The 25,265-nt window shown below is 47.0% G+C and carries 23 protein-coding genes, 17 tRNA genes, 2 rRNA genes and 1 riboswitch; of the genes, 5 read left to right on the top strand and 37 right to left on the bottom strand.

All coding sequences use genetic code 11. From position 1 onward, the window contains the following. Positions 1-9 precede the first annotated feature (9 nt). A complete protein-coding gene (locus tag QMO62_RS30145) occupies positions 10-1,218 on the bottom strand; it encodes an MFS transporter (RefSeq protein WP_284646739.1) in 1,209 nt (402 codons plus the stop codon). Between the two features lie 66 nt (positions 1,219-1,284). Further along, complete coding sequence (locus tag QMO62_RS30150; RefSeq protein WP_284646172.1) at positions 1,285-1,884, bottom strand: TetR/AcrR family transcriptional regulator; 600 nt, start codon at positions 1,882-1,884, stop codon at positions 1,285-1,287. A 248-nt stretch (positions 1,885-2,132) separates the two neighbouring features. Here QMO62_RS30150 and QMO62_RS30155 point away from each other — a divergent pair, with 248 nt between their 5' ends. Then, the gene (locus QMO62_RS30155) at positions 2,133-3,803 is read left to right on the top strand and encodes a DUF2339 domain-containing protein (RefSeq protein ID WP_284646173.1); all 1,671 of its coding nucleotides are present in this window, start codon (positions 2,133-2,135) and stop codon (positions 3,801-3,803) included. A gap of 248 nt (positions 3,804-4,051) precedes the next feature. Then, positions 4,052-4,756, top strand: coding sequence for a CBO0543 family protein (locus tag QMO62_RS30160; protein ID WP_284646174.1), 705 nt, complete (start codon positions 4,052-4,054; stop codon positions 4,754-4,756). A 123-nt stretch (positions 4,757-4,879) separates the two neighbouring features. On the opposite strand, the gene QMO62_RS30165 is transcribed toward QMO62_RS30160, so the two are convergent. From QMO62_RS30165 to QMO62_RS30230, 14 genes are all read right to left on the bottom strand, one after another. Beyond that, positions 4,880-5,245 (bottom strand): hypothetical protein, encoded by a 366-nt coding sequence (locus tag QMO62_RS30165; RefSeq protein WP_284646175.1) that lies wholly within the window; start codon positions 5,243-5,245, stop codon positions 4,880-4,882. Between the two features lie 94 nt (positions 5,246-5,339). Further along, positions 5,340-5,906 (bottom strand): DUF2812 domain-containing protein, encoded by a 567-nt coding sequence (locus QMO62_RS30170; protein ID WP_284646176.1) that lies wholly within the window; start codon positions 5,904-5,906, stop codon positions 5,340-5,342. Beyond that, positions 5,903-6,244 carry a PadR family transcriptional regulator gene (locus tag QMO62_RS30175; protein ID WP_372516748.1) on the bottom strand — a complete coding sequence of 114 codons (342 nt, stop codon included), beginning with the start codon at positions 6,242-6,244 and terminating at the stop codon, positions 5,903-5,905. Before QMO62_RS30175 ends, QMO62_RS30170 begins: the two co-directional genes overlap by 4 nt. Positions 6,245-6,376: 132 nt before the next feature. Then, on the bottom strand, positions 6,377-6,550 hold the full coding sequence (sda, locus tag QMO62_RS30180) for a sporulation histidine kinase inhibitor Sda (protein WP_348651745.1): 174 nt from the start codon (positions 6,548-6,550) through the stop codon (positions 6,377-6,379). Positions 6,551-6,571: 21 nt separating this feature from the next. After that, positions 6,572-6,646, bottom strand: a riboswitch (cyclic di-GMP riboswitch). A 443-nt stretch (positions 6,647-7,089) separates the two neighbouring features. Next, positions 7,090-7,341 (bottom strand): hypothetical protein, encoded by a 252-nt coding sequence (locus QMO62_RS30185; RefSeq protein WP_284646178.1) that lies wholly within the window; start codon positions 7,339-7,341, stop codon positions 7,090-7,092. Between the two features lie 375 nt (positions 7,342-7,716). Beyond that, the gene (locus QMO62_RS30190; RefSeq protein WP_284646179.1) at positions 7,717-8,370 is read right to left on the bottom strand and encodes a hypothetical protein; all 654 of its coding nucleotides are present in this window, start codon (positions 8,368-8,370) and stop codon (positions 7,717-7,719) included. 127 nt (positions 8,371-8,497) lie between these two features. After that, entirely contained in the window at positions 8,498-8,896 is a 399-nt protein-coding gene (locus tag QMO62_RS30195; protein ID WP_284646180.1) for a VOC family protein, read from the bottom strand. Between the two features lie 196 nt (positions 8,897-9,092). Continuing rightward, positions 9,093-9,899 (bottom strand): class I SAM-dependent methyltransferase, encoded by an 807-nt coding sequence (locus QMO62_RS30200; protein WP_284646181.1) that lies wholly within the window; start codon positions 9,897-9,899, stop codon positions 9,093-9,095. 55 nt (positions 9,900-9,954) lie between these two features. Beyond that, entirely contained in the window at positions 9,955-10,728 is a 774-nt protein-coding gene (locus QMO62_RS30205) for an excinuclease ABC subunit UvrA (protein ID WP_284646182.1), read from the bottom strand. A 226-nt stretch (positions 10,729-10,954) separates the two neighbouring features. Further along, positions 10,955-11,326, bottom strand: a complete 372-nt coding sequence (locus tag QMO62_RS30210; RefSeq protein WP_284646183.1) for a hypothetical protein — start codon at positions 11,324-11,326, stop codon at positions 10,955-10,957. Positions 11,327-11,548: 222 nt separating this feature from the next. Then, a complete protein-coding gene (locus tag QMO62_RS30215) occupies positions 11,549-12,919 on the bottom strand; it encodes a UDP-N-acetylmuramoyl-tripeptide--D-alanyl-D-alanine ligase (RefSeq protein WP_284646184.1) in 1,371 nt (456 codons plus the stop codon). Between the two features lie 153 nt (positions 12,920-13,072). Then, the gene (locus QMO62_RS30220) at positions 13,073-13,537 is read right to left on the bottom strand and encodes a DUF8821 family protein (RefSeq protein WP_284646185.1); all 465 of its coding nucleotides are present in this window, start codon (positions 13,535-13,537) and stop codon (positions 13,073-13,075) included. Between the two features lie 46 nt (positions 13,538-13,583). Beyond that, entirely contained in the window at positions 13,584-13,985 is a 402-nt protein-coding gene (locus QMO62_RS30225) for an SRPBCC family protein (protein WP_284646186.1), read from the bottom strand. Beyond that, entirely contained in the window at positions 13,982-14,311 is a 330-nt protein-coding gene (locus QMO62_RS30230) for an ArsR/SmtB family transcription factor (RefSeq protein ID WP_284646187.1), read from the bottom strand. The genes QMO62_RS30225 and QMO62_RS30230 overlap by 4 nt, the downstream gene beginning before the upstream one ends. A 260-nt stretch (positions 14,312-14,571) precedes the next feature. On the opposite strand from QMO62_RS30230, the gene QMO62_RS30235 reads away from it, so the two are divergent. Together QMO62_RS30235 and QMO62_RS30240 are read left to right on the top strand one after the other, a co-directional pair. Continuing rightward, entirely contained in the window at positions 14,572-15,801 is a 1,230-nt protein-coding gene (locus QMO62_RS30235) for an MFS transporter (RefSeq protein WP_284646188.1), read from the top strand. 29 nt (positions 15,802-15,830) lie between these two features. Beyond that, the gene (locus tag QMO62_RS30240; protein ID WP_284646189.1) at positions 15,831-17,168 is read left to right on the top strand and encodes a multi antimicrobial extrusion protein MatE; all 1,338 of its coding nucleotides are present in this window, start codon (positions 15,831-15,833) and stop codon (positions 17,166-17,168) included. A gap of 71 nt (positions 17,169-17,239) precedes the next feature. Here QMO62_RS30240 and QMO62_RS30245 read toward each other — a convergent pair whose 3' ends face one another. Continuing rightward, positions 17,240-18,133 carry a LysR family transcriptional regulator gene (locus tag QMO62_RS30245; protein ID WP_284646190.1) on the bottom strand — a complete coding sequence of 298 codons (894 nt, stop codon included), beginning with the start codon at positions 18,131-18,133 and terminating at the stop codon, positions 17,240-17,242. Between the two features lie 110 nt (positions 18,134-18,243). On the opposite strand from QMO62_RS30245, the gene QMO62_RS30250 reads away from it, so the two are divergent. Beyond that, positions 18,244-19,620 (top strand): MFS transporter, encoded by a 1,377-nt coding sequence (locus QMO62_RS30250; RefSeq protein ID WP_284646191.1) that lies wholly within the window; start codon positions 18,244-18,246, stop codon positions 19,618-19,620. Positions 19,621-19,821: 201 nt separating this feature from the next. On the opposite strand, the gene QMO62_RS33290 is transcribed toward QMO62_RS30250, so the two are convergent. The 20 genes from QMO62_RS33290 to QMO62_RS30350 form a co-directional block, all read right to left on the bottom strand. Further along, entirely contained in the window at positions 19,822-20,055 is a 234-nt protein-coding gene (locus QMO62_RS33290; protein ID WP_348651740.1) for a VOC family protein, read from the bottom strand. Between the two features lie 296 nt (positions 20,056-20,351). Beyond that, a tRNA-Gly gene (locus QMO62_RS30260) sits at positions 20,352-20,425 on the bottom strand. Positions 20,426-20,428: 3 nt separating this feature from the next. Further along, a tRNA-Pro gene (locus tag QMO62_RS30265) sits at positions 20,429-20,505 on the bottom strand. A 7-nt stretch (positions 20,506-20,512) separates the two neighbouring features. Continuing rightward, positions 20,513-20,592 (bottom strand) — tRNA-Leu (locus tag QMO62_RS30270). Between the two features lie 7 nt (positions 20,593-20,599). Then, positions 20,600-20,676 (bottom strand) — tRNA-Arg (locus QMO62_RS30275). A 9-nt stretch (positions 20,677-20,685) separates the two neighbouring features. Next, positions 20,686-20,756: transfer RNA gene (locus QMO62_RS30280), tRNA-Cys, on the bottom strand. Positions 20,757-20,770: 14 nt separating this feature from the next. Next, positions 20,771-20,842 (bottom strand) — tRNA-Gly (locus QMO62_RS30285). Between the two features lie 5 nt (positions 20,843-20,847). Next, positions 20,848-20,931 (bottom strand) — tRNA-Leu (locus QMO62_RS30290). A 12-nt stretch (positions 20,932-20,943) separates the two neighbouring features. Then, a tRNA-Leu gene (locus QMO62_RS30295) sits at positions 20,944-21,029 on the bottom strand. Between the two features lie 8 nt (positions 21,030-21,037). Further along, positions 21,038-21,110, bottom strand: a tRNA-Lys gene (locus QMO62_RS30300). A gap of 10 nt (positions 21,111-21,120) precedes the next feature. Further along, positions 21,121-21,192, bottom strand: a tRNA-Gln gene (locus QMO62_RS30305). Positions 21,193-21,203: 11 nt separating this feature from the next. Beyond that, positions 21,204-21,276: transfer RNA gene (locus QMO62_RS30310), tRNA-His, on the bottom strand. Positions 21,277-21,304: 28 nt separating this feature from the next. Continuing rightward, a tRNA-Tyr gene (locus QMO62_RS30315) sits at positions 21,305-21,390 on the bottom strand. Between the two features lie 8 nt (positions 21,391-21,398). Next, a tRNA-Asp gene (locus QMO62_RS30320) sits at positions 21,399-21,475 on the bottom strand. 8 nt (positions 21,476-21,483) lie between these two features. Further along, positions 21,484-21,560, bottom strand: a tRNA-Met gene (locus QMO62_RS30325). A gap of 16 nt (positions 21,561-21,576) precedes the next feature. Continuing rightward, positions 21,577-21,652: transfer RNA gene (locus tag QMO62_RS30330), tRNA-Val, on the bottom strand. Positions 21,653-21,751: 99 nt separating this feature from the next. Then, positions 21,752-21,840 (bottom strand) — tRNA-Ser (locus QMO62_RS30335). Between the two features lie 59 nt (positions 21,841-21,899). Then, positions 21,900-21,976: transfer RNA gene (locus QMO62_RS30340), tRNA-Ile, on the bottom strand. A 36-nt stretch (positions 21,977-22,012) separates the two neighbouring features. Further along, positions 22,013-22,129, bottom strand: a 5S ribosomal RNA gene (gene rrf, locus QMO62_RS30345). Between the two features lie 163 nt (positions 22,130-22,292). Next, positions 22,293-25,206 (bottom strand): 23S ribosomal RNA (locus tag QMO62_RS30350). Between the last annotated feature and the right edge of the window lie 59 nt (positions 25,207-25,265).

Raw genomic sequence — 25,265 nt, forward strand, 5'->3', positions numbered from 1 at the left:
CCCATAACGTCATGAAGCCGCGTGGACATTCTCCAGTCTGTGCCTTTTCCCTTTGAGCGATAAGACGAAGCAAATAAACAAGATTAGGCACGCCAGCATATACGGATAATTAACATCCAAGTCGAATAAATAACCGGCTGCAATAGGCCCTGCAATATTGCCAAGACTGGTAAAGGCAGAGTTCAAGCCCGCGACATAGCCTTGCTGATCCTTAGCCACCATTGACATCTGTGTACTGATGGCTGGTCGTAGGATATCAATTGCCAAAAATACAATAAAAGTTACGGCGAATATCATCCAGAATCGGTGAACGAAAAGCGTCAGCAGAATAAACAAACCTGCAAAGAAAAGGCAGAGGGATATGACACGCCGCTCCCCTACCCTCTTTAATATCCAGCTGAAGGCCGTAACCTGGACCACAGCGCCTGCTATGGACCCGAACGTTATGATAAACGCGATATCCTTGGGCTCAAACCCAAACTTTTGATCGACAAACAGCCCGAAGATGGTTTCAAAGTTAGCAAGCCCGAACGACATGACAAAAACAATGATCAAGCTTAAAAAATAGGGTTCTCTATAGGAGTACCTCAGTTGCATAAGAAGACTACTTCGTTCAACTGCACTAGGCTGGGGATCAGATATATTTTCTTTTGAAGGGCGCGATTCCCGAAGTATCAGCAATGTCATACATGCAGCGAGAAACCCCGCAGCCGCCGCTGCGTAGAAGGGCACGCGGATACCCATTTCCGCAATATACCCGCCAATGCCCGGACCAATAATAAAGCCTGTTGTAATGGCTGCGGTAATGTACCCCATCCCCGCCGCGCGTTCTTCTTGCGTCGTGATATCTGCCGCATAAGCCATAATGGCCGGCATTATCATTGCCGCACTGATGCCGCCGAGCAGCCGCGAAACAAAGAGCAGGGCAGGTGAGCCGGCTAACCCAAACAGCCCCTCGGAAAAAGCGAACACGATCATGCCGATGACAATCATTCTTTTTCTGCCGTAGGAATCGGCCAACCTGCCTGCGAGCGGCGAACAAAGAAGCTGCGTCAGCGAAAAAGCGGCAACCAGCAGACCAATGACCCCTCCGGTAATACCCAGACTCTCCATAAACTTAGGCATAATGGGGATGACAAGGCCGATCCCGGAGAAGACTAAAAGTAGATTGAGCATGAGAACCAGCAAGGCTCCCCGGTGTTTTGTCAATAGCGCCATTCGAAATTCCTCCATCATGATGAAAAATACTGAATTTTTATTCAGGATTATAGCAAAAAAAAGGGGCTAGCGGCTCGGTTTGGCTATGCCGTGCAGAAACACATCCATAGCCAACCGATACGCTGCCAGCGCTTCCTCTCGTTCCATTCTCCGGCAATGCTGATTTAATCCGAGCATCAAACCATCCAATATTATGGCGAGTCCGTTCACATTCGTGATTGCGAATTCATCGTTATCAATGCCCCTCTGAAGCAGCTTCCGATTAAAGTCAATGTACCCTTTGACCATTTCGTTGATTCTCTCTTCCACGTCAGGGGCTTTCTCTGAATTGTTGAAAAACTCATCGGCTGCCTTCGTCAACGGATGACTCAATTGATCGAACGCCAAGAAATCGGCCATGCCATATAATTTCTCGATTGTGGTGGAGTACAGCTTTTCCTTGGCCAGCCATCTCTCATCCCATTCCCTATTCCAATCTTCAAGTAAATACAAAAAAAGCCCTTCCTTGTTCTTGAAATGATAATATATGTTACCTGCACTACATCCGGCAGCTTTAACAATGTCTTCAATGGACGTGGCTTTATAGCCTTTTTGAGCAAATAAAGCTTTGGCTGCATCGGCAATTTTCTTCTTCGTTTGCTCCGTTTGCTGTTTCTTTTTATTCACGCATACTTCACCGCTTTCCGGCTGACAGATGTATTAAAATGAAAATCGGCCTGTAACACTGAATATTCATTCAGTATAGGGGATAAGTGATATCTTTGCAAGCCGGTCAGCTTCCATTCCCAATATAGTACTATATAAACTTAGTACTTCTTTCCATAAGAATGACCTTGTATAATTTGTAATCATAAAGGAGTTGTTTCATGTGAAGGTAGCATTTAGAGTAAACATACTTAAAGGGGGTGTTGCCGTTGAACTATGATGATCGCTTGAATAGCTTAGAAAAGCGAATCGAGGAGCTTGAAACAGAAGTCAACGAATTAAAGTATAATAAACGACCCGATAGGATGGATACAAAAGTACATTCTCGCCCAGTGGGTGAAGGGGTCTCCTCCTCCGTCTCTCCGTACGGTGAAACGAAAAAGGAAACCCAAAAGGAGACCATCAAGAAGAAAGAAACGGATTGGGAACATCTCATTGCCAGAGTATGGCTCCCCCGCGTGTTCATGTTTGTCCTTTTCATCGGTCTGATCTGGGGCTTTAAAGCAGCGGTAGACGGCGGTTGGATCACTGAGGAAATGCGATGCCTTCTCGGTCTCCTTGCCGGCGGTGCTTTCGTTTACCTTGGCATCAGACAACACCGGCAGCAACGCGCTTTATTATCCCAAGTGCTCTTCGCAGGCTCTATAGGGATTTTCATGCTAACCACTTTCGCGGCGCATTACTTATATGGCTTCATCAATGGACCTACGGCTTTACTTCTCAACGTGCTTTGGACGATGCTGGGACTTTGGTTCTCTTATCAATACAAATCACAAGCATTGGGTGTACTGGCAAGCATCACGGGAATTCTAGCTCCCTTCTTGGTCGATAGCAACCATCCGTCTACCATCTTCTTTGTATCGTACGAAGTGCTGCTCTACGCCAGCTTTATGATATTTGCCATGAAACAGCGATATGCAGCTTTGTTCTACGCGTCATTTATCTTCATGCACCTTGCCTTTATGATATTTAGCTTTGGATCGGATTCATCTGACGAATGGCTCGCCTATGGCGTCTTGGTCCAGCATATCCTTATCTTAGGCTCGATATTACTCAAAGCGGGAATCCTGAAGCATCAACTTCGTATGCTGGTAACTAGCTTTGTCCTTACAGCTCTCTGGTTTAAAGTAAACATGGATTCCTCGGAAGTCGACACTGTCTTATTAACGTTCACTCTTTTCTATAGTGCGTTATCTGGTTATTTGTGGAAAAAGAATGATGGGCAGGCATTACCCTTTACACTTGCGATTGCTTCGTACGCCTTACTTTTCTTCATGATGAATCGTTTTGAAAGTGAAGCGGTTGTCGGATTTTTCATTCTTGAAGGCTTTATCGCTCTTGCTCTTGGTTTTGTCATTACATCCGCATTTCAAAAAATCAACGGGCTTCTCATTTATCTCTTGGGGTGCATCGCCGGACTACAAATCTTATCCGATGGCATGAACTCCCTGGCTTCAGCGAATACCTTTATATGGGTTGTTTTGCTGCTTACCTTAGCAGGCATCACAGCACTTTTAAGGCGATATCCTTCCGGAAGCCAAAGGAGCCTGACCAAAATCCTTTACTACGGTTTGGGCCTGTTATTCTTGTTCTTCATTACGGATGTAACCACTGCAGTAACGCGAAATGTAAGCGAAAATACGCAGCATTTACTTATTTCATCCGCTTGGGTGGCGTATGCCATTTCCGTCATAGCCTATGGTCTCAAGAAGGGAATCAAACAAGTTCGGCTTGCCGGTATCGCTTTGTTATTTTTAACTTTGATGAAAGTCATCTTCTTCGACCTCCCAACAGTTTCCGTGGTGGTCAAAGCCGTTCTATTTATCGGGCTTGGAGGCATTGGCGTTTTGCTTTCCCGATTCTTCTACCGGAAGGAATAACACGGAACAACAGGGGGTGCTCCTTGTAGAAGTACCCCCTTCACAAAGCTTACATACTTTGAACCTCAAAAATGCACCGTTGTTCCATTTCTCCATAATGCCGGATACCGTCTCTAACGCCAGGATGAATCACCTATAATTCGACATTGTCTCTAGTTATATAGTATAATAGTACTAATAAACTTAGAGCGGAGTGGTTCCCATGGTACATTTACTCTGGAATGCATTTGGGATCATAAGTTTTAGTATTGTCATTTACATATCAATTAGCGGCTTCTTTGATAGTGGAAAATTCGGAAACCATTGATCCTCAAATACTTGAGAATAAAAAAACCATTTATATCCAACACTACATTTATTCTCATTTATGCGGAGTGACTACTTTGGAATCCATTCCTTCTTTCGACCAAATACAGGAACTTAGAAAGGTTCTTAGGGACATCAGCATTGCACACTGGTATGGTGATGATTTATTCTCATGGCAGTGGTGGCTTCTCTTTGCTGCCTCCATACTTCCATGGGTCTTTTGGTACAAGTATTTCCTGCCAAGAAAAGAGCCATCTTTGGTCTATACGTATGGTTTGATTTTGGGCGTAATGGCAACGTTCTGGGATGTTATAGGTGTAGATCTTTTGTTATGGGCTTATCCCACTAAATTAGTTCCTATGGTTCCTCCGTTATTCCCTGCAGATTTAAGCGTCATACCTGTAAGCTTCATGTTAATCTATTCGGCATTTAGAGATTGGAAGAGGTATGCATTGGCGACCCTGTTATGCTCCGCCTTTTTTGCCTATATCGTAGAGCCACTTTTTATTTCAAGTGATATGTTTGTAATCAATAAGCCCTGGACACATTCATACTCGTTTGTAGGATTATTTCTGTTAACACTTTTCTGTAAATGGTTTACTCAGAAAATTTACGCAAAATTTATCTCCAACCTCGGCTCGGCCTGATACAGCCATGCATAGTTCCGGCAAGTAGCCTCAAGAACTACTATAAAAACAGGCTGACTCGATCATTCTCTTGCTGCAGCCTTTCAACTCCTGCGTACCCTTTTTAGTGACAAAGCATACATGTTATTCAACGGAAAGCACGTCAATCGCTTGAACAGCTAGTTCCAACGCTTTTATTCTTCTTGCTAAAAGTGTTCTTTGGGGACTGCCTGTCTTTGACTTAGTAAAACTATTATTAATGGATGGTAATAAACCAGTAATAACATTGCGGGCAGCTCTTACATCTTCCTGAGTATATTGATGGGAGCTTTGATTCCAAATATTTTCCAGCGCGGCTAAGCCGATGCAAACAGCCTTGAGTCGTTTCTTCGCTAGGGTCGTATTTGTACCATTATCCGTCATTTGGGAAATCGCATTCTCGAGTTTACTGATCGTCGATTGCAAAGATTTCAATGATTCCAACTTATCTACATCTGTTAATTTTTCCATGTCAGTACTGCCCTTTCCTTGTACCTGTTCGATGTAAATCGTTCTTTACTTCAATGAAATTATGGGCAACTCCGTCTTTAATAAAAATGTTGCCTTAGTCGGTATGCAGCTTGATCAGCTTCTGAAATCTCAGCACCCCATAGCCGAGCAGCAACGTACAGAGCAATTGAATTACGTTCAACGCGCCTATGAAGGTTGAAATCCGACCTTCCCCCGACCAGCCGCTGATCCAGTGTGTGGAATTCACTAGCAATAGCGCCAAGTTCGCTAAAGCTACGACTCCAAGCGTCTTCTGGACTTTTCGGTAAAACGATCGAATCGATTCCTTGTCGCTGTACAGTTCGATCGTCTCCCCCTCTAGATAGGGCCTCCGGAAATACCGCCAATTGACACAAGTCCCCACATACTCCCAGCCGGCATCCGCATAAAGCTCGCAATATTCTTCCAACTGCTTAACGTTCATCGTATCCTGATAATCCATCCGATACTCATACCGAACGCTCGGATCGTAATCGAAGCGGTAACGAATAACTCCCGGACGGTTCAGATGAAGCCCCTGTGCCGACAAGCCGGTCAACCAAACTTCGTCGCGCTTATAGTTCCAAACGAAAGAAAATCGGTTTTTGTATATCGATTTGGCGAGCCGAGCAACCTTACTCATGTACCATTCCTCCCTAATTCTGTGACCTTTCGTCCGTTGCGTAACAGTTCTTCCATTCGCTCCATTTCCGCCATCACGACTTTCTTGCCAAGAGGGGTAATCGCATAGGTTTTGCGGCGCGAATCCACCTCAACTTCGTCTGAAGGGACGATCAGTCCTTTTTTCATCAGATTATTGAGCGCCGTGTACAATGTTCCCGCCCCGATTCTGACGCGGCCCCCGCTCATTCTCTCCACGTCCTGCATCATGCCGTATCCATGTGCAGGAGATGCATACAGCGAAACCAAAATGTAGTAAAACGCTTCGGTCAAGGGCAGCATATCCCTAGTGTTCTCCAACGTGTCGCCTCCGTTCTCCACAACTATATCGTATGTTGATATAATAACTAACGATATATCGACTGTCAATATATATGTATAAAATACGACGGCAGCCGTCGTTTAGTCGGCTGCCGTCGTGTTATGTTTGAGCTATCTCCTTTCCCTTATGCTTTTTAGTTCAATGTTCCGTCGAACTATCTCTTCCAGGAGTAAAGAAATAAAATCTTTATGTAATTTCAATCTTACAGCATCTCTATAAGCCTTGATCAATAAATCTTCATCTAGATCCGATAAACCTTTTTTTTCACTCATTGTCGCAGTCATCACCTTATACAAGAGGTTGCTGTCGGCAACCCGGCTGCCGTGGATAGGCCCGTAGCTTTGCGTCCTTACTTTTCAGTAAGTTTGCTATTTCGACGAACATAATAACTGTAATGTAAACCTAGAATAATTTTATTTACAATATTGAAAATTAAAATATATGGAATTTTATAATCAAGTTTTTCTTAAGTTATGCTCCGAGTTAACATATTCACTAAAAAGCAGCCGCGCAAAATCCAGTTGGAGCGAGCATATTTCATTGATTTGTTTGATGCCATTATTCATGTTTGAAATATTCAATTACCAACACAAGTAAGCCAAGAACTGAAAGGACAACACCCACTATAAATGGAAAACCTAAAAAAACTTTGTACAACTTCGTTGCCCATATCTTTTGTACCAAAAACAGCGAACCATAACTTAGAGCCTCTCCATACAGTGATATTGGGTACATATAAAGCAGCGACGATTAAAATAGCTAAAGATATCATGGCTCCTGTTATCAGAAGTTGCTATCGTTCTCTGATAGCGTAGCAAATGCCCTAATTATTATTATCTTCTTGATTCTTTTTGTTTTGTCTGTATCGCATAATGGCAATAGGTAAGTTTAACACTCCAGTAAGAAAACAACATATAAGAGGTATCAATTGCGGCAGAGTAGGGTAAATTGCTTTTCCATCTCCTACAGGTCCAATTTTGGGTTGATGGCTATCCCACAAACCATACAGTAGACCCAAAAAGGGTGTTAGTATGCAAACGACACTTGCAACTATATAAAACACAAACTTGTTCACTTCTCCTCCTCCTAACGATGAAGCTGCACGCGCCGAACTGCTCTCTGTGTATAGCGCTATCGATTAAGGATCGAGCTAGTGTAGTATTTTATGCAATCTACCACATGTTCCAAAAAATACCACAATGACTTATACGTCTCTCTACACAAAATGTTTCTTTTTACGAGCTGTGACACAAAACAGTTTAAATATCGTTTAAAAAAAGGACGAAAAAGTCATTATACGATAATAGTACAAGCCGCGGATTCAGCCTATTCGCTACTCTCGCCCGACTCGCTGCCCGCGAAATAATGCAAAAAAACAGCTCATTTCCGCCAGGGACGAACCGTTCCTTTCTCTAATTTGCTCCTTCGATTCGGTTCCCCACACAACTAGTTATTCTTTGCCGTACCTTTTCTTCAAGCCATCGACTTCAATTTCAATACCGATATCGTTCGACCAACCGGAAAAGCCTGTTCCTTCCAGCAGCTTGCCTTCAAATGCCGTGCCGACACTGACTTTCTGATGAGCCGGAAGCTTAATCGTTATCGGTTCGAACTTGACCTTCGATGAACTTCGTATGAGATAAAGCCTAAGCGTTACATCCTTTTCCTTCCCAAAGTTGACCAGCGTAAGGGTGCATTCAGCTTTCGTACTCGCTTTCTCCGATCGATAGCTGCACTGGCTGTTATTTTTGGAAAAATCGACGGAAGCAACGGAATCGGAATGATAATGCAGAAGAAGCATGGCATGCTCGATCACGATCGGAAACAGACACGGGAATGCGATACAGCTCAGTACGATCCGGCTTCGAATTTTGGGAAACCGTACTTGATAATATTTCACCGCACCAATGTAACCAGTAATAATGACAAGCATTCCGACAGTAACCGAGATATGCAGCCCCGAATCGTACTCAGCATTGGTCCACGGTGGTACTCCAGCCATTCTGAATATACTGTCTCCGAAAGAATAGCCAAGGTGGGTGTTGGATATGAGAAGCAGACCGATCAGAATGAGAACGAAAAACAGAACTTCTTTTCTACGCACTTCATCACCCCTTATACCGCCTAGCTCAGAATAATTCAAGAGAAGATGCTTCGCAACGTCAAGAAGGGGTGGTCCCTTTCATTCTCAGATGACGGGAACCACCCATTCTTAGGCTGTCCTGTAATAACTAGCCTTCTTCCTTTGGCCATCCGCCCCACATATTGCCCATATGTCCGTCCGGGTCGCGGAAGGTAAAACTGTAACCACCTTGGGGCTTGTACACCATTTCGCCAACTGCGGCATCCTTCTTCTTTAACGCTTCATACGCTTCATGAATGTCGTCCACCTGAAGCGAGATAATCGGCTGAAGCTGCCCCCGGCTGTTCGTAAAGTCTAATTTCGGCACCTCCGGGCAGCGAATAAGCCCTAAACCGACACCTCCGACGTTGAGCCACGCCTCTTGGTCGCCCGGGGTATATTCGAACGTGAACGGAATGCCAAGCATCTCCTTGTACCACCTCACGGAAGCTTCCAAATCACGAACCGGCAATTGGACAACCGCATAATTTTTTACATTGACTGCCACAAAGTATTCCTCCCTCAAATCGTTCTTCGCGAGAATAAAATCGATCAAATGGCCATCCGGATCCGCAGAGTAAATGAATAATGCCTTTGCTCTACGGATACATTCTCAATTGTGACAGCATGGGCAGCGAGACTAAGGTAAGCACGGCAAATCATCACAGCCCACTGCTTAGACGGAGTGGGTGGTTTTTCGCATTTTATAGTTTTCGTGCCTTGATTACAAAGGTTACAGGAAGCATCTTTGCTTTTTTTGAAAAATCGCCGTTTTTTCTCGATTGCATAATTTCATCATCAGATTCCTCAATCATTTGTTCAATGACAAACCCCTCTTTTGCTAACGCATTTACATAGGTTGATAGTTTACGGTCCGATAATGTGAGTGTACTTTCCCCAAGAGTTACCGAATACCAAGATTCATCGAAATAACATTTCTTAAAAACAAGACTATCATTGTCTACAGCAACACATTTGTGTATCGGGTGAGACCAGCTGAAAATAAATATCCCGTCTTTTTTAAGGTAAGAAGCAATACCGCGAAAAGTCCCCTCAAGGTCGGTTGTCCAGCCTATGGCATAAATCGAATAAACAAAGTCAAAATAATCCTTTGGTATGCCGCATTCTTCTTCCATGGGAGAACAGATTAATGTTGCTGAAAGACCGCACGCTGTCAAATGCTGCTTTGTCTTTTCGATTTGGTTTTCCGATATATCCATCCCCCATAGTTCAGATGCTTTGCGTTCCCCAAGATACTGCAAGGATTGACCGCTTCCACAGCCTATTTCTAGCATTTTTTTCCCTGAGACATCGCCAAAAAGCCGGCACTTTTCTTCCGAGACAAAGGCTCCATAAAACGGAAGTGCGGTTGCTCCTAAAACATCATTTCCTGTTGTATTCCAAAATAAGCTATTTATTTCATGAATAATACTCTTATCCATGTCTACCGAAACGGCTCCAACCTCGCGACCGCCTATCATGTTTGTTCTATAATCAGAATTTTTGTCCATACCGTCGTCCTCCACAGATAGGATTCACCAATTATAACCATATGCACCAAAACTATTAAGGAAGACCGCGCCACGCTACGACCGGAGGCAGCGTCCGGAGTCCGATTTTGCTCAAATAGAGAAGCATTGGGGCAAGATGGATGAAAATGGGTTCGGCGATTTCGGCTTCATGCCCTTCTATTGACTGCCGTAGGCCATTAATAAAGAAGAGCATTTCGTCGATCGGTAATTTATTGACCTCAGCAAGTGTGAGGCCGCCGGCGTATATATCCGACACGCCTTTGCTCAACCCAGTTCCCCGGCACGCCGAACACTCTGGTTGTTTGGAGAAAAACGATATCATCTTCAGATTGCCTTTGCTGGTCGTGCGTTTATTGATCATGGATTGAAGATCGGATACGCAGCCGCGGTAATAGTCCCTACGAAGCCTTTGATTATACACAAACGAAACAGGTTCCTTGTCATATCCATACAGTAGGACGGAAATAAACCCCGGATCCTGCTCTTCGAGCGGCCTCACATAATCGATTCCAAGCATCGCCGCCAGCTGCTTGATTCTGGGAACCGGCGCACAATGCGTACCGGCCCATAAGAGGACGGCACCATTCTTGAGCGACAGCTCGGGGGCAATCATTCGACCGTGGTCGATCTCAGTCGGTGCAACGGTTCCACTACAATCGGCACAAGGACCGTAAGAATCGGCGATCCTTGTCTCCGCTATACTTCCGTAAAGGGCGCCAAGATATTCCGATACGGTCATCATGATGCCGACAAGGGTCCCCGGACGTTTCGGGTTAAACGATCTAACAGGAATCTGTGTGCGCTCCATGGTTTCACACTCCTTTAGTTGAATAAAATTTATATTGCACAAAAATACGCATACCACACAACCGCTTCAATTCCATTTTCAGACCCAGCTATTCGTCTAAACTCCCCAATCGCTTTATGGGGCTGCCAGCATCGTTCCGCCGCAGCTCCATAGTGTAACCGTATTCAGCTATCGTTCTCGTTTTTGAAAGCATTTACTTTGAATCGCCGGTACAGTCAAAAATGATTCAAATTGCGTCGTACATATTCTCGGATGCTTTGGGAGGATTCGCACTCTTCACAAGCTTGCCTCCATCGAAATGGCGCCCGTATGTCTTGACAAAAGAGGTGATTTTCTCCGTAGATGGCAACTCGCCGCTATGCTGCCACGTTAAAAAGTAAGACTGTACTTCCCCGCTGTAAAAGACCCAGCTGAAAAATTTACGAGCAAAGTTATGGGAACCACTCGTACGAAACTTGTGCATTCGCTTGCCATCCCGCCAAACGGTCATCGTTTGACCGATCCCGCCCTGCATCTGACCGGTTAATTCGGCATAGAGCAAATCGTCGTTTTTTTTCATCGCCTTCATAATAAATTGATTCAATATCCCGTTTAACATTAACCTTGGGATGTTAAACCTTTCGCCAAGGGTAACGGAAATGACCGCTCCTGGAGGAATTTTACAACTTCTGTCGCCAAGTGTAAATGCTGCGCCATATTTGTTGTTCGGATCTTGGTGCTTTACCCATGCCCTCATCTGAATTCGCTCGCCTTCGTATGTTAATACAAGTAAATTACGACGCGGCTTTTAATTTTCCTCTTTTCCAGTATCATTTTCCGTTTACAATAAATTCGGCAGCACTGACTCCAATTGTACTCCCCTTGATCCCTTCAGCATTATCGCATCGTTTGGCAGCACCCTATTTTTCAGTACTTGCGCTAACTCCTTCTTGTCGTTAAATGCTTGGACACCGCCAACAGGAAATCGCTTCTCCGCTTCAGAAGCAATATATTTACTGAGTTTCCCGACTGTATAGACAAAATCTATTTTAACCGGATCAATCATTCGCCCAATGTCACGATGAAACTCCTGCTCTTGTTCACCAAGTTCCAGCATGTCACCTAAGACCAAATGTTTTCTTGAGTAGCCTGTTAATTCTTCAAACGTTTTTATAGCCGCGCTCATTGAAATTGGACTTGCGTTCCAAGCATCATTAATAATGGTAAACCCCAAAGTGGACAGAATCTTCTCCATTCTCATGCTAGTTACTCTCAAGGATTGAAAACCCATATCTATTTCAGTTGGACTCAATCCCATTTTTGTTGCAACAGCAATTGTGGCCACTGCATTTATAACGTTGTGCGCGCCCAGAAGAGGTATGAAGAAATTATTATCTTCAACCGTAAATAAGGAACCCTCCTGCTGCGTTACTTTGTTTGTAAAATAAAAGTCATTATCCTCCCCATGGCCAAAAGTGGTCGTACAAATCGGTTTTTCGTTTTTAGTACTTTTAACCCGATTCGTTAAGAGGGGTTCATCTCCGTTGTATATCAATATTCCGTTATCTTGCAAACCATCAATAATCTCTAATTTCGCGGCAGCAATTTCTTCCCGGGACCCAAGACTTGATAAATGAGAAACGCCAATCATGGTAATGACAGCTATGTCCGGTTTGGCAATAAGGGAGAGTCGACCCATTTGACCACGTTCGCTCATTCCCATTTCAACGACGGCAACCTCAGTACTCTTATCTATTTCTAAAATCGTTAATGGTAAGCCTATTTGGCTGTTTAAATTACCTACGGTCTTATGAACCCGATATTTAGTCTCTAGGACTGAACTGATCATATCCTTTGTAGTTGTTTTACCATTGCTGCCCGTGATACCAATTACTTTGATCGGCAGCTCTTTGCGATAATTTGCTGCTAGCATTTGAAGTGATTCTAAGCAATCGTCTACATAGATTAGAGGTAAATGAACCGGTGGGTTTGGATGATCCTTTTGCCATAAAGACGCCATTGCCCCTTTGGTTATTGCCTCTTCCACATAATCGTGACCTTCTAATTGCCTTATGATCGGGATAAAGAGATTACCTGATTGTACTGATCTGGAATCAATAGACACTCCTAGAATCAATAGTTCCTCATACTCACCAGATAACCCATTTCCTTCGACCATTTGTTCAATAACTTTTAGCTTATGGGAAATCATCAAATCACCACCATTTACAGATTGAATGAATCAAATTATTATAGTTCTCGAACGAAAAGGATATTCCTTCCAACGGACAGATATTAAAAAGTCCAACTTCTCTGTAGGAACAATGAGAAATTGGACATTTTTGAAGAGCGCCTTTGGCTTATTTTAATATTCTCCTTTAATTACAAAAAACGAACCTCGAATGGTTCCAGCTAGTTTAGACTTCTGTCTAGCAAACTTAAACTTCTCTTCTAACTCCTTCGGTACCTCCATACCCTCCGAAAGCTTAAAACCAACGGCCCGTTTCTTAGGGTCATCAACCGTATACATGACGTTAACCCCTAGACCATCCTCATAAAAGACGAAGGCCCATTTGATATTTTCCACCTGAAAACGCGATGTTTCTAGAGGTTTGGCCGCAAACTCAATACCACGTTCTTCTTTCAAAATCCGGTTTACATAATCTAGGGTCTCTTGGCTCTCGCTAGCCGGTACTACCGTAAATTCATGCTTGTATTTGTTCATAAAGTAACGAGCTTCATTAGCACGCAACCCAGCAAGCGCATCTACTACAGGTGAAGACTCCAGACCAACCGTAGACACGGTTTTAAAATCAACGATATAGGACATTTCCATTCCTCCATTTACCTCTTCGGTTCAATTCATCAAAATTGGATTACAATTCGGTCAACACATTTTCAAGCTTTCCACACATGCTCGTCCAACCATATTTTGCGCCTCCAAGCGCTTGGTCTTTGCTGAAGCCAGTTTGATTAAGATGCAAATGAACGGTTCCGTCTTGATCTTCTTGTAATGTCCAGGTGATCGTGGTATTTTCTCCGCCGCTGACCCAGGTATAAGACAAACGGTGCGGCTCGTCAACCTCCAACACTTCGCAATGGATGATGCCGTCCCAGTCGCCATACGGTTGCTGGCGGAACTGAAAACGATAGCCTACGATCGGTTTGAAATCGTTGTCCATAACCCATTTGGCCAATGTATCTGAATCGGTAAGGGCGGTCCATACTTTTTCTATGGGACTGTTAAATTGATACTCCAGTGAAAGATTCTTGCTCATGATTGTCCCTCCCTCAATAAATAATCCAATTTTTGCAGATTGGTTGTCCAGAACTTTTCGTAGTACGATAGCCAATCCTGAATTTCTCTCAGCGGTGTGGGATTCAGGCGGTTGCGCGTTTCCCGGCCGACTTTGCGATCGATCACGAGGCCAGCTTCCTTCAAAATCGTTAAATGCTTGGCAACCGCGGTGCGGCCCATTGAGAAATGGGCTGTCAGCTGGTTGAGCGGCAGTTCATCCGCATCCGCCAATAGACGAATGAGCTTGCGACGGGTCGGATCAGCAATAGCATCGTAAATATCATGCGTTGGTGCGCTTGCGTTCATCATCAGCCTCCCCTTTAGATCATCATTAGACACCATTTAGTGTCTTAACTATAAGACACTAAATGGTGTCTTGTCAAGTAAGGGATAGTTCAAGCACAAAGGATACCGCTGTACGACCCATTGGTAATTGTGCCGAAACCTGGACTCCATCATAAAAACACTTATTTTATTGATTCTCCCGTTATTCCGTTGTAAGCTTGGATGAAGCCGGAAATTACCATAGCTTGGATAACTTTTAATACGAATATGGAGGGAGCCGCGTGCAAGCACAAGCAAATACTATTCGTCAACCAGGGTTAGGGGCAGCTGCTACCGTTTATCCTATCTTGTTTGCCGTCAGCATCGTGCATTTATTGAATGATTCCATGCAGTCCGCCATTTCCGCCTTATTTCCGATTCTCGAGAAATCTCTTCAGCTCAGCTACACCCAAATTGGTTTCATTGCTTTTGCTATGAACATCACCGCATCGCTGCTCCAGCCTTTCATCGGCATTTATGCCGATGCCAGACCAAAGCCGTATATTCTTCCTTTCGGCGTTTGCTTCACGTTAGCAGGAGTTGTGGGCTTATCGATAGCACCCAGTTTTGTCTACATTGTGCTTGCGGTTATTTGCATCGGCATCGGCTCGGCCGTGTTTCACCCGGAATCTTCCCGCGTCGCTTACTTGGCTGCTGGAGATAGACGGGGGTTGGCTCAATCCATTTTTCAGGTTGGAGGAAATATCGGCAGTTCCTTGGGCCCGATTATGACTGCCCTTATTTTCGTACCGCTTGGTCAATTTGGCGTCATTTGGTTTTCCATCGCTGCGCTGGCGGCTATCGGAATACAATTCTACGTGGCTAGATGGTATAGCGGACAAAAAGTCCGGCCGCGATCTCCGGTCTCTAAACAAACCGTCGAACGGAAGTCGGGGTTGTTATCCAAACAGCAGATTAGGCTGGCTATGGCCATCTTAATCGCGCTCGTATTTTCCAAAAACGTGTACATCTCGAGCATAACCAGCTTCTATACCTTTTACCTGATCAAGGATTACGGAGTCAGCGTAGAGCAGTCTCAAATGTACCTGTTTGCGTTCCTGGCGGCTGCCGCAGCCGGAACCTTCCTGGGCGGGCCGCTAGCCGACCGCTTCGGGCGCAAAAATATTATTTGGCTCTCAATACTGGGAACGGCGCCATTCTCTATCCTTTTACCTTTTGCGGATTTATTCTGGTCGGGTGTACTATGTGTTTTTGCGGGCCTTGTCTTATCTTCCGCTTTCTCGATAATCGTCGTCTATGCTCATGAATTGCTTCCCGGGAAGGTTGGACTTGTGTCGGGGCTCTTTTTCGGATTGGCGTTTGGATTAGGGGGATTGGGATCTGCGCTGCTAGGCATGCTTGCGGATGTTACAAGCATCGCGTTCATTATGAAGCTGTGCGCGTATCTGCCTTTGATCGGATTACTGACAATCTTCCTGCCTAAGGACAAGGCGCTCGCCGGACACCGGTAAATGTACAGCATCTGCAGGGAGGAAGGGTCATGGTCGAACAAAACCAATCGGTTCGCTTAAGCGGAATGCTTCTGTTTTTTTTGCCGCTAGGGTTTTCCGCGCTGCTCATCTCCTTATCGCATGTCATTATCAATAGTACATTGGCCCACGCAGCTACACGTCCGGAGCTTGTCATTACAGGCTATGCCATGGCCTTTAGTATATTTGGCTTGACGGAAGAAGCCGCTGTATTGATGAGGCAAACATGTACCGCATTAGTCAGAGACAGGAGAACCTTCCGGGCGCTCCTGCTTCTCGCTTTCTTCTTGATCATGTTTATTCTTGTTATCTCCTTCACGGTCGCTTACACTCCGGTTGGAGCTTATCTGTTCAGCTATGTGTTCGGGGTGGATGTCGAGCTTCAAAAGGATATTCTCAGCACCTACCGCATCCTGCTGTTCGTAACGATATTCTCCGTAATTCGCTGTATATACCAAGGAATCCTTATTTCACATATGCGGACCAAATGGCTTACGATCGCTATGGTTGTCCGGCTATCCGTCATGTACGGCTTATCGCTGCTATATATTCACAATCCGCAGGCTATCGACGGAAGATCAGGGGCATTCATATTCTTGGCGGGGATGATGATCGAAGCGGCTGTAAGCTACGGTGAAGGGCGTTTGCTCGTCAAGAAGCTCCCTCTGCATGCAACGGAGGGGGAATCTCGTGATCTCCGGGGTGTTTTTACCTTTTACCGTCCCATGCTCATTTCCGTGTTCTTCGCGGTTAGCGTAACACCGGCAATTCATGTACTCCTTGGACAAACGTCGAACATGGAGCTGGCCGTCGCCTCCTATTCTTTGGCCTTCAGCATAACCTGGCTCGCGATCAGCTTCCAGACGTATATGCATCAGATAGTGCTGAATTTTTTCAATAAGTCTTCCCGTCTTGTCTACCGTTTTTGTCTCATAGTCGGACTTATTCCCGTTTGTGCGCTGATCTTGCTGGGCTTTACACCCGCCGGACCGTGGGCGTTGCAAAACCTCGTAGGAGTTAACGGGGAGCTGCTGGACGCAACCCATGAGGCGCTCCGTATATTTGCTCTGTTCGCACTGGTATTTCCTTGGGTCGACTTTTGCAACGGAATCGTCTTGCTGCGCGGCCAAACCTCTATCATGGTCTGGTCTCAAGGCTCCAACATTACCATTACCGTCATTGTGCTTCTACTCGGCGTCTGGGTTACCCCGGGTTGGAATGGCGTCATTGGTGCGCTAGCGCAATCAGCTGGCATTCTGGCAGAGCTGGCCGTGCTTGTCGCTTGGCTCTCCAGACTGAGACAGCCTACGCCGCTCTACTCCTCCGCCGCAGCGAAGGAGATTTCTTAAAGTAAGGCCATAACGAAAAATGCAGCTCCCCTCAGGAACAGAACGGGCTGCATTTTTTTCATATGTATGTCTTAGTCAATATGATCCGATTTGGACATCCGCCCAAAATACCCCAAAACTACGTCACGGAATTCCAGAGCTGCCCGTGAAATATACCGATTTTTGTTCCATAATAAAGCAATTTCAAGCGCCAATTCATGCTCCTCAACTCGAAGATAGCGGATAGGTTCCCTCGAATTCATTGCCGTACCTGGTATGAAGGCTATGCCAATCCCGGCTTCCACAAGAGTTGTTAGCCTGGCAGGTTCATTTCCCTCGTACACATAGTTAGGAGTAAACCCAGCTGATTGGCATACGGAGTCTACTAAATCGCGGACACGGTAGCCTCTCTTTACGCCGACAAACCATTCATCCTTAAGTTCCGCCAGGGAAACGCTGCTTCGGTCTGACAGTCGGTGCCCATTGGGTACAGCTACAAGAATAGGGGCGATGAACACGATCTGGCATTCAATGTCTTCCCCTTGTATCGGGGGTGAAGATAAGCAGAAATCGACCTCTCCTCGATGAAGAAGCGTAACCATTTCTTGTGTGGTCAGCATTTGCACGTGAAATTGGATTTGGGGATGCTTATTCCGAAACTCTCGAAGGATATTGGGCAGCGCGCTTGCGCTTGTTACCGCCAGCTCAATTGTGCCGTATTCCGGGCTCGACAAATCGCTAATTTCCTGCTTCCCCTGCTCCAATTCAAACAAAGCTCTTTCCGCGCGGCGAAGGAATTTGCTTCCGAACTCATTAAGCCGCAGCTTCCTCCCTGTCCGATCGAATAGAGGGACCCCTAGATCCTCCTCCAGACGTTGAATCGTTTTGCTTAGCGACGATTGAGTAACGTGCAGACTTCGAGCCGCTTCAGTGACATGCTCCAATCGTGCAACTGTGAGAAAATACTGCAATTGAAGAAGTTCCATTTGGTCTCCCCGCTTATTCCTTCAAGTCTATGAAATTATAACATGAAATGCGTTGGAATAAATATTCCGTTTCAAGTACGATGTCATCAGGACATTAGGGGGGACTCAAAATGAATGCTCGCAGCAGAAAGCTAATGATTTCCGTCGGACTGGGGATACTGCTCAATCCATTAAATTCTTCAATGGTTTCCGTTGCTATTCCAAGGCTGCAGAATGTGTACCAGCTTGACTTCACTGTTGTTTCCTGGATTATTTTTTCTTTCTACATCGCAAGCGCTGTCGCGCAGCCCGTCATGGGAAAGGCCAGCGACTTATTCGGCCGCAAGAAAATATTTCTTACCGGACTTGTTGTAGCCTTTGTTGCTTCATTATTAGCACCGCTATCGCCAAGCTTTGGGTGGCTCATCGTTTTTCGTATTGTACAATCCATCGGGACAAGTATGATGGTTGCGGTTGGAATGGCAATTGTACGAATTCATATTCAAGAGAACCAAGCGACTGCGCTGTCGGTTTTATCCGTATTCCTATCCGGAGCGGCAGCTATCGGACCCTTTGTTGGCGGGATGTTGATCCACTGGTGGGACTGGTCTGCTATTTTTTTCGTCAATATTCCTTTCGTGGCGGCAAGCTTTCTATTCGCTTCCATTACAATTCCTAAGGACGAACCGACAACATCCACTGCACGTAACAAGCCCTTGCATAAATGGCTTGAACTCATTGACGCTTCTGGAATCCTGCTCTTCACTTTAGGGCTGGTTGCCCTGCTCATTGGACTATTGTCGGTAAAATCATCCGAACAAGTTTCATTAACAAGTGTCGTTATCGGAATGATAGGGCTTGCTCTACTGGGAGCTTTCATTCGGCATGAGCTTCAAACGGCTTCGCCCTTTATTCCTTTGCGCACATTTGCAAACTATCCAGCGATGACTTGGATCAATGCCGAATTCATGCTTGTTAATGTACTTTTTTACACGGTCTTTTTCGGGCTTCCCTCTTATTTGCAAATAGTACGTCACGTCAGCGAGCTCCATACAGGGATTCTCATGTTAAACTTGGGCTTGTGCTCGCTCATTGCTTCTCCGCTGGCAGGACGATGGATCGATAAGTCAGGACCCCGTCCGGCATTGCTCGTATCGGCAATCCTGATGACCTTGGGGTCAGTATGGATCGTGACATTGAATCAAGCTTCATCGGTTATCAGTGTGTGTTTGGCTTTAGCTGCATTCGGTGTCAGCAACGGGTTGAACAATGTCGGTATGCAAGCGGCTTTGTTCCAAAGTGCCCCAAAGGAATTAATCGGTGTAGCCTCCGGATTATTCAATACATCAAGATACCTGGGAACCATTCTCTCTTCGTTGCTGATTGGCATCGTAATGGGAGATAAGTTCAGCTTCGGGGGATTTCGGGTGCTTGGGATGATCCTCACAGTAGTTGCCATGCCCTTGGTAATCATTTGTTGGCGGCGCCGGAAGTCAAAAGAACTTTGAGGGGAATGTTCACTGGCGACCTTTGGCTAGGATCCGGAAGGTGACACCGAATTTATCAGTTACATTGCCATAAGCGGGGCTGAAGAAACTTGCTTGCAGAGGTTCGTTGACTTGACCGCCCTCTTTCTATGCCTCAAAATATTGGGTAGCTTCCTCTTTGTCGTTGGTTTGAACAACGATGGTCACTTGCGTTCCCTTCCGCTAGCTTCTTCCGGTATAGTGGTCGGTGAGCTGAAGCTCCGAATCGCCGATCTTTAAGATGGCGAAGTTGATCAAGTCTTTGTTTTCAGGAGGCAGCGGAGCGTCCGGATTTCCCGGCATATCGCCAAATCGCAGTGCATATACAACCTTGGCATCCAGCGTATTCACGTAAAAATCGTTAGCCTCATTAGCGCTGCCGTTCATTTCAAGAAAAGGGATCAAACTCGTACTCACAACAACCATCTCCTTAGTTTACATATTATTAACCGGGATACCGATGATTTTTTCGGAAGTGGGCTGGAAAACAGCGGATGGCAAGCTCACCGAGATCGACTTGACTGCCGATCAAGAACGGCTTCGTCAAATCGACATTGCCGTTTTGTACGATTGAAAGCCGCTGCAGCATGTAAACAGTAAGAATGTAACGTTATTCCCGAGTTTCCTGGTTCTGACCAGACTCCGACCGGGTAGACGCGCAGAAAATCAAAAAAGCCGCGGATAACCTCCGCGGCTGTATTTTTTGTATGTATTGGAGCGGATGATGGGAATCGAACCCACGCTACCAGCTTGGAAGGCTGGAGTTCTACCATTGAACTACATCCGCACATGGTCGGGACGACACGATTTGAACATGCGACCCCCTGGTCCCAAACCAGGTGCTCTACCAAGCTGAGCTACGTCCCGAAATATATGCCGGTAGAGGGACTTGAACCCCCACGGTTTCCCTCACGATTTTGAGTCGCGCGCGTCTGCCAATTCCGCCATACCGGCTTATTTATGGCGTGCCCTGAGAGATTCGAACTCCCGACCTTTTGATTCGTAGTCAAACGCTCTATCCGGCTGAGCTAAGGGCACTTGAAAGAAAGGCACCACCCAGATTCGAACTGGGGGTAAAGCTTTTGCAGAGCTCTGCCTTACCACTTGGCTATGGTGCCAAAAGAAAAACCAAAGCGGAAGACGGGACTCGAACCCGCGACCCTCGCCTTGGCAAGGCGATGCTCTACCACTGAGCCACTTCCGCAAAGATGCAGTCGAGAGGACTCGAACCTCCACGGCTGTTACACCACTAGAACCTGAATCTAGCGCGTCTGCCAATTCCGCCACGACTGCATATATAGTTGATGGTGCGGTTGAGAGGACTCGAACCTCCACGAGCATACGCCCACTACCCCCTCAAGATAGCGTGTCTGCCATTCCACCACAACCGCATAAAAAGTGAGTCATGTAGGACTCGAACCTACGACACCCTGATTAAAAGTCAGGTGCTCTACCGACTGAGCTAATGACTCATAAGATAAACTGGGGATCTAGGATTCGAACCTAGGCATGACGGAGTCAAAGTCCGTTGCCTTACCGCTTGGCTAATCCCCATCAATAGAAAGGGCGATCGAAGGGAATTGAACCCTCGAATGCCGGAGCCACAATCCGGTGCGTTAGCCACTTCGCCACGACCGCCATAAAAGTAAGGGAGTCAAAAACTAACTGGTGGAGGCTGATGGATTCGAACCACCGAACTCGTACGAGAACAGATTTACAGTCTGCTGCGTTTGGCCACTTCGCTAAGCCTCCGTGTGAAATGGCGGAGCCGACGGGATTCGAACCCGCGGTCTCCTGCGTGACAGGCAGGCATGTTAGGCCTCTACACCACGGCTCCGTGATAATTGGTTGCGGGGGCAGGATTTGAACCTGCGGCCTTCGGGTTATGAGCCCGACGAGCTACCGGGCTGCTCCACCCCGCGTCGTGTATTTCTTATATGGTGGAGGCTGACGGGATCGAACCGCCGACCCTCTGCTTGTAAGGCAGATGCTCTCCCAGCTGAGCTAAGCCTCCAGATATGTGGTGGCCCGTGGGGGATACTCATCAATGCCTGATGAGATGCGAAGTATCGCTATCGAAGCTTCTTAATCCCTTGACCAACGGGTCTTCCAACGGAGAAGGAGGGATTCGAACCCTCGAGACGCTTGTGACGCCTACACGATTTCCAATCGTGCTCCTTCGGCCAGCTCGGACACTTCTCCATATATGGCTTCCCGAACAGAACTCGAACTTGTTACAGCTCGATAATTAGTCGAGTGTTTGGTGGGCCCTAGTGGACTCGAACCACCGACCTCACCCTTATCAGGGGTGCGCTCTAACCAGCTGAGCTAAGGGCCCTTGAAACTAAAAACTCCCACAAACGTGGGAGCTCGTGCTTGGCGACGTTCTACTCTCCCAGGACCCTTCGGTCCAAGTACCATCGACGCTGGAAGGCTTAACAGTCGTGTTCGGTATGGGTACGCGTGGTTCCCTTCCGCCATCATCACCAAACGTGATGCTTCTGCCAAGAAACATCTAGGTTGTTGTTCAAAGTGGCTTGCACCTTGAAAACTGGATTCGAAACAACGCTCCGACAATCTCATTTTATCACTCCGTTGTGCTTCGCACAAAGTCGCTCCCAAACGAGATGTCTTCGCTAGCAATTTGTCTAATGTAGGATAAGCCCTCGACCGATTAGTATTCGTCAGCTCCACACGTTGCCGCGCTTCCACCCCGAACCTATCTACCTCGTCGTCTACAAGGGGTCTTACATACTGGGAAATCTCATCTTGAGGGGGGCTTCACGCTTAGATGCTTTCAGCGCTTATCCCTTCCGTACTTGGCTATCCAGCCGTGCCTCTGGCGAGACAACTGGTACACCAGCGGTACGTCCATCCCGGTCCTCTCGTACTAAGGACAGCTCCTCTCAAATTTCCTACGCCCGCGACAGATAGGGACCGAACTGTCTCACGACGTTCTGAACCCAGCTCGCGTACCGCTTTAATGGGCGAACAGCCCAACCCTTGGGACCTACTTCAGCCCCAGGATGCGATGAGCCGACATCGAGGTGCCAAACCTCCCCGTCGATGTGGACTCTTGGGGGAGATAAGCCTGTTATCCCCAGGGTAGCTTTTATCCGTTGAGCGATGGCCCTTCCATTCGGTACCACCGGATCACTAAGCCCGACTTTCGTCCCTGCTCGACCTGTTTGTCTCGCAGTCAAGCTCCCTTATGCCTTTGCACTCTTCGAATGATTTCCAACCATTCTGAGGGAACCTTGGGGCGCCTCCGTTACTCTTTAGGAGGCGACCGCCCCAGTCAAACTGCCTACCTGACACTGTCCCCGCACCCGATCAGGGTGCCAGGTTAGAACTCCGATACGATCAGGGTGGTATCCCAACGGCGCCTCCACCGAAGCTGGCGCTCCGGCTTCCTAGGCTCCCACCTATCCTGTACAGATCGTACCAAAGTCCAATATCAAGCTGCAGTAAAGCTCCATGGGGTCTTTCCGTCTTGTCGCGGGTAACCTGCATCTTCACAGGTATTAAAATTTCACCGGATCTCTCGTCGAGACAGCGCCCAAGTCGTTACGCCATTCGTGCGGGTCAGAATTTACCTGACAAGGAATTTCGCTACCTTAGGACCGTTATAGTTACGGCCGCCGTTTACTGGGGCTTCGGTTCACAGCTTCGGGTTACCCCTAACCGCTCCCCTTAACCTTCCAGCACCGGGCAGGCGTCAGCCCGTATACTTCGCCTTGCGGCTTCGCACAGACCTGTGTTTTTGCTAAACAGTCGCTTGGGCCTTTTCACTGCGGCCCCCTCGGGCTATTCACCCTACCGAGGCACCCCTTCTCCCGAAGTTACGGGGTCATTTTGCCGAGTTCCTTAACGAGAGTTCTTCCGAGCGCCTTAGCATGCTCTGCTCGCCTACCTGTGTCGGTTTGCGGTACGGGCACCTTCTCCCTGGCTAGAGGCTTTTCTTGGCAGCTTGAACTCATGACCTTCGCTACTTAAATTTCGCTCCCCATCACAGCCCAGCCTTAACAGTTAGCGGATTTGCCTACTAACCAGCCTCGCTGCTTGGACGGACATCCATCAGTCCGCGTCACTATCCTTCTGCGTCACCCCATTGCTCATAACGGTTCACGGTGGTACAGGAATTTCAACCTGTTGTCCTTCGACTACGCCTTTCGGCCTCGCCTTAGGTCCCGACTTACCCTGAGCGGACGAACCTTCCTCAGGAACCCTTAGGCTTACGGCGGACAAGATTCTCACTTGTCTTTTCGTTACTCATACCGGCATTCTCACTTGTAACCGCTCCCAGCTGTCCTCACGATCAACCTTCACTGCTGTTACAACGCTCCCCTACTGCCCATAAATGGACTCATAGCTTCGGTGGTGTGTTTAGCCCCGTTACATTTTCGGCGCAGAGTCACTCGACCAGTGAGCTATTACGCACTCTTTCAATGGTGGCTGCTTCTAAGCCAACATCCTGGTTGTCTTTGCAACTCCACATCCTTTCCCACTTAACACACACTTGGGGACCTTAGCTGATGATCTGGGCTGTTTCCCTCTTGACAATGGATCTTAGCACTCACTGTCTGACTCCTGGGCATAAGTCTGCGGCATTCAGAGTTTGACTGGACTTGGTAACCCTTGGCGGGCCCCGCACCCAATCAGTGCTTTACCTCCGCGACTCTCAATCCCAAGGCTAGCCCTAAAGCTATTTCGGGGAGAACCAGCTATCTCCGAGTTCGATTGGAATTTCTCCGCTACCCCCACCTCATCCCCGAATTTTTCAACATTCGTGGGTTCGGGCCTCCAGTGCGTGTTACCGCACCTTCACCCTGGACAGGGGTAGATCACACGGTTTCGGGTCTACGTCTACGTACTTAGTCGCCCTATTCAGACTCGCTTTCGCTGCGGCTCCGGCTTCTCACCTTAACCTTGCGCGTAAACGTAACTCGCCGGTTCATTCTACAAAAGGCACGCCATCACTCATTAACGAGCTCTGACTTCTTGTAAGCACACGGTTTCAGGTTCTTTTTCACTCCGCTCCCGCGGTTCTTTTCACCTTTCCCTCACGGTACTGCTTCACTATCGGTCACCAGGGAGTATTTAGCCTTGGCAGATGGTCCTGCCGGATTCCGACGGGGTTTCACGTGTCCCGCCGTACTCAGGATCCGTCTAGAGTCTCGGTTGCTTTCGGTTACGGGGCTGTTACCCACTTTGGCCGGCCTTTCCAGACCTGTTCGCCTACCAACCTGCACTCACATTGACGTCCTACAACCCCAAGGGGCAAGCCCCTTGGTTTGGGCTGTTCCGCTTTCGCTCGCCGCTACTGACGGAATCACTTTTGTTTTCTTTTCCTGAGGGTACTTAGATGTTTCAGTTCCCCTCGTCTGCCTCCTATGTAGCTATGTATTCACTACATGGTACGTGAGTATTACCTCACGCGGGTTTCCCCATTCGGACATCCCCGGATCAAAGCCTGCTTACGGCTCCCCGAGGCATTTCGTCGTTCGCCACGTCCTTCTTCGGCTCCTGGTGCCTAGGCATCCTCCGTGTGCTCTTATTAGCTTAACCTCAGCTAAAAGATTGATGATCTCGCATGCGCTCAATCATCACATCGTATAGATGTTTCG

Origin of the sequence: Paenibacillus silviterrae (assembly GCF_030167925.1) — a bacterium.
Taxonomy (GTDB): Bacteria; Bacillota; Bacilli; order Paenibacillales; family NBRC-103111; genus Paenibacillus_G; species Paenibacillus_G silviterrae.

Excerpts from the sequence above, each read along its gene's own strand:
- QMO62_RS30145 (WP_284646739.1), bottom strand. The coding sequence starts at position 1,218 with ATGGCGCTATTGACAAAACACCGGGGAGCCTTGCTGGTTCTCATGCTC.
- QMO62_RS30165 (WP_284646175.1), bottom strand. The coding sequence starts at position 5,245 with ATGGAAAAATTAACAGATGTAGATAAGTTGGAATCATTGAAATCTTTG.
- QMO62_RS30170 (WP_284646176.1), bottom strand. The coding sequence starts at position 5,906 with ATGAGTAAGGTTGCTCGGCTCGCCAAATCGATATACAAAAACCGATTT.
- sda (WP_348651745.1), bottom strand. The coding sequence starts at position 6,550 with ATGACTGCGACAATGAGTGAAAAAAAAGGTTTATCGGATCTAGATGAA.
- QMO62_RS30200 (WP_284646181.1), bottom strand. The coding sequence starts at position 9,899 with ATGGACAAAAATTCTGATTATAGAACAAACATGATAGGCGGTCGCGAG.
- QMO62_RS30205 (WP_284646182.1), bottom strand. The coding sequence starts at position 10,728 with ATGGAGCGCACACAGATTCCTGTTAGATCGTTTAACCCGAAACGTCCG.
- QMO62_RS30210 (WP_284646183.1), bottom strand. The coding sequence starts at position 11,326 with ATGTTAAACGGGATATTGAATCAATTTATTATGAAGGCGATGAAAAAA.
- QMO62_RS30215 (WP_284646184.1), bottom strand. The coding sequence starts at position 12,919 with ATGATTTCCCATAAGCTAAAAGTTATTGAACAAATGGTCGAAGGAAAT.
- QMO62_RS30220 (WP_284646185.1), bottom strand. The coding sequence starts at position 13,537 with ATGTCCTATATCGTTGATTTTAAAACCGTGTCTACGGTTGGTCTGGAG.
- QMO62_RS30225 (WP_284646186.1), bottom strand. The coding sequence starts at position 13,985 with ATGAGCAAGAATCTTTCACTGGAGTATCAATTTAACAGTCCCATAGAA.
- QMO62_RS30230 (WP_284646187.1), bottom strand. The coding sequence starts at position 14,311 with ATGAACGCAAGCGCACCAACGCATGATATTTACGATGCTATTGCTGAT.
- QMO62_RS30240 (WP_284646189.1), top strand. The coding sequence starts at position 15,831 with ATGGTCGAACAAAACCAATCGGTTCGCTTAAGCGGAATGCTTCTGTTT.
- QMO62_RS30245 (WP_284646190.1), bottom strand. The coding sequence starts at position 18,133 with ATGGAACTTCTTCAATTGCAGTATTTTCTCACAGTTGCACGATTGGAG.
- QMO62_RS30250 (WP_284646191.1), top strand. The coding sequence starts at position 18,244 with ATGAATGCTCGCAGCAGAAAGCTAATGATTTCCGTCGGACTGGGGATA.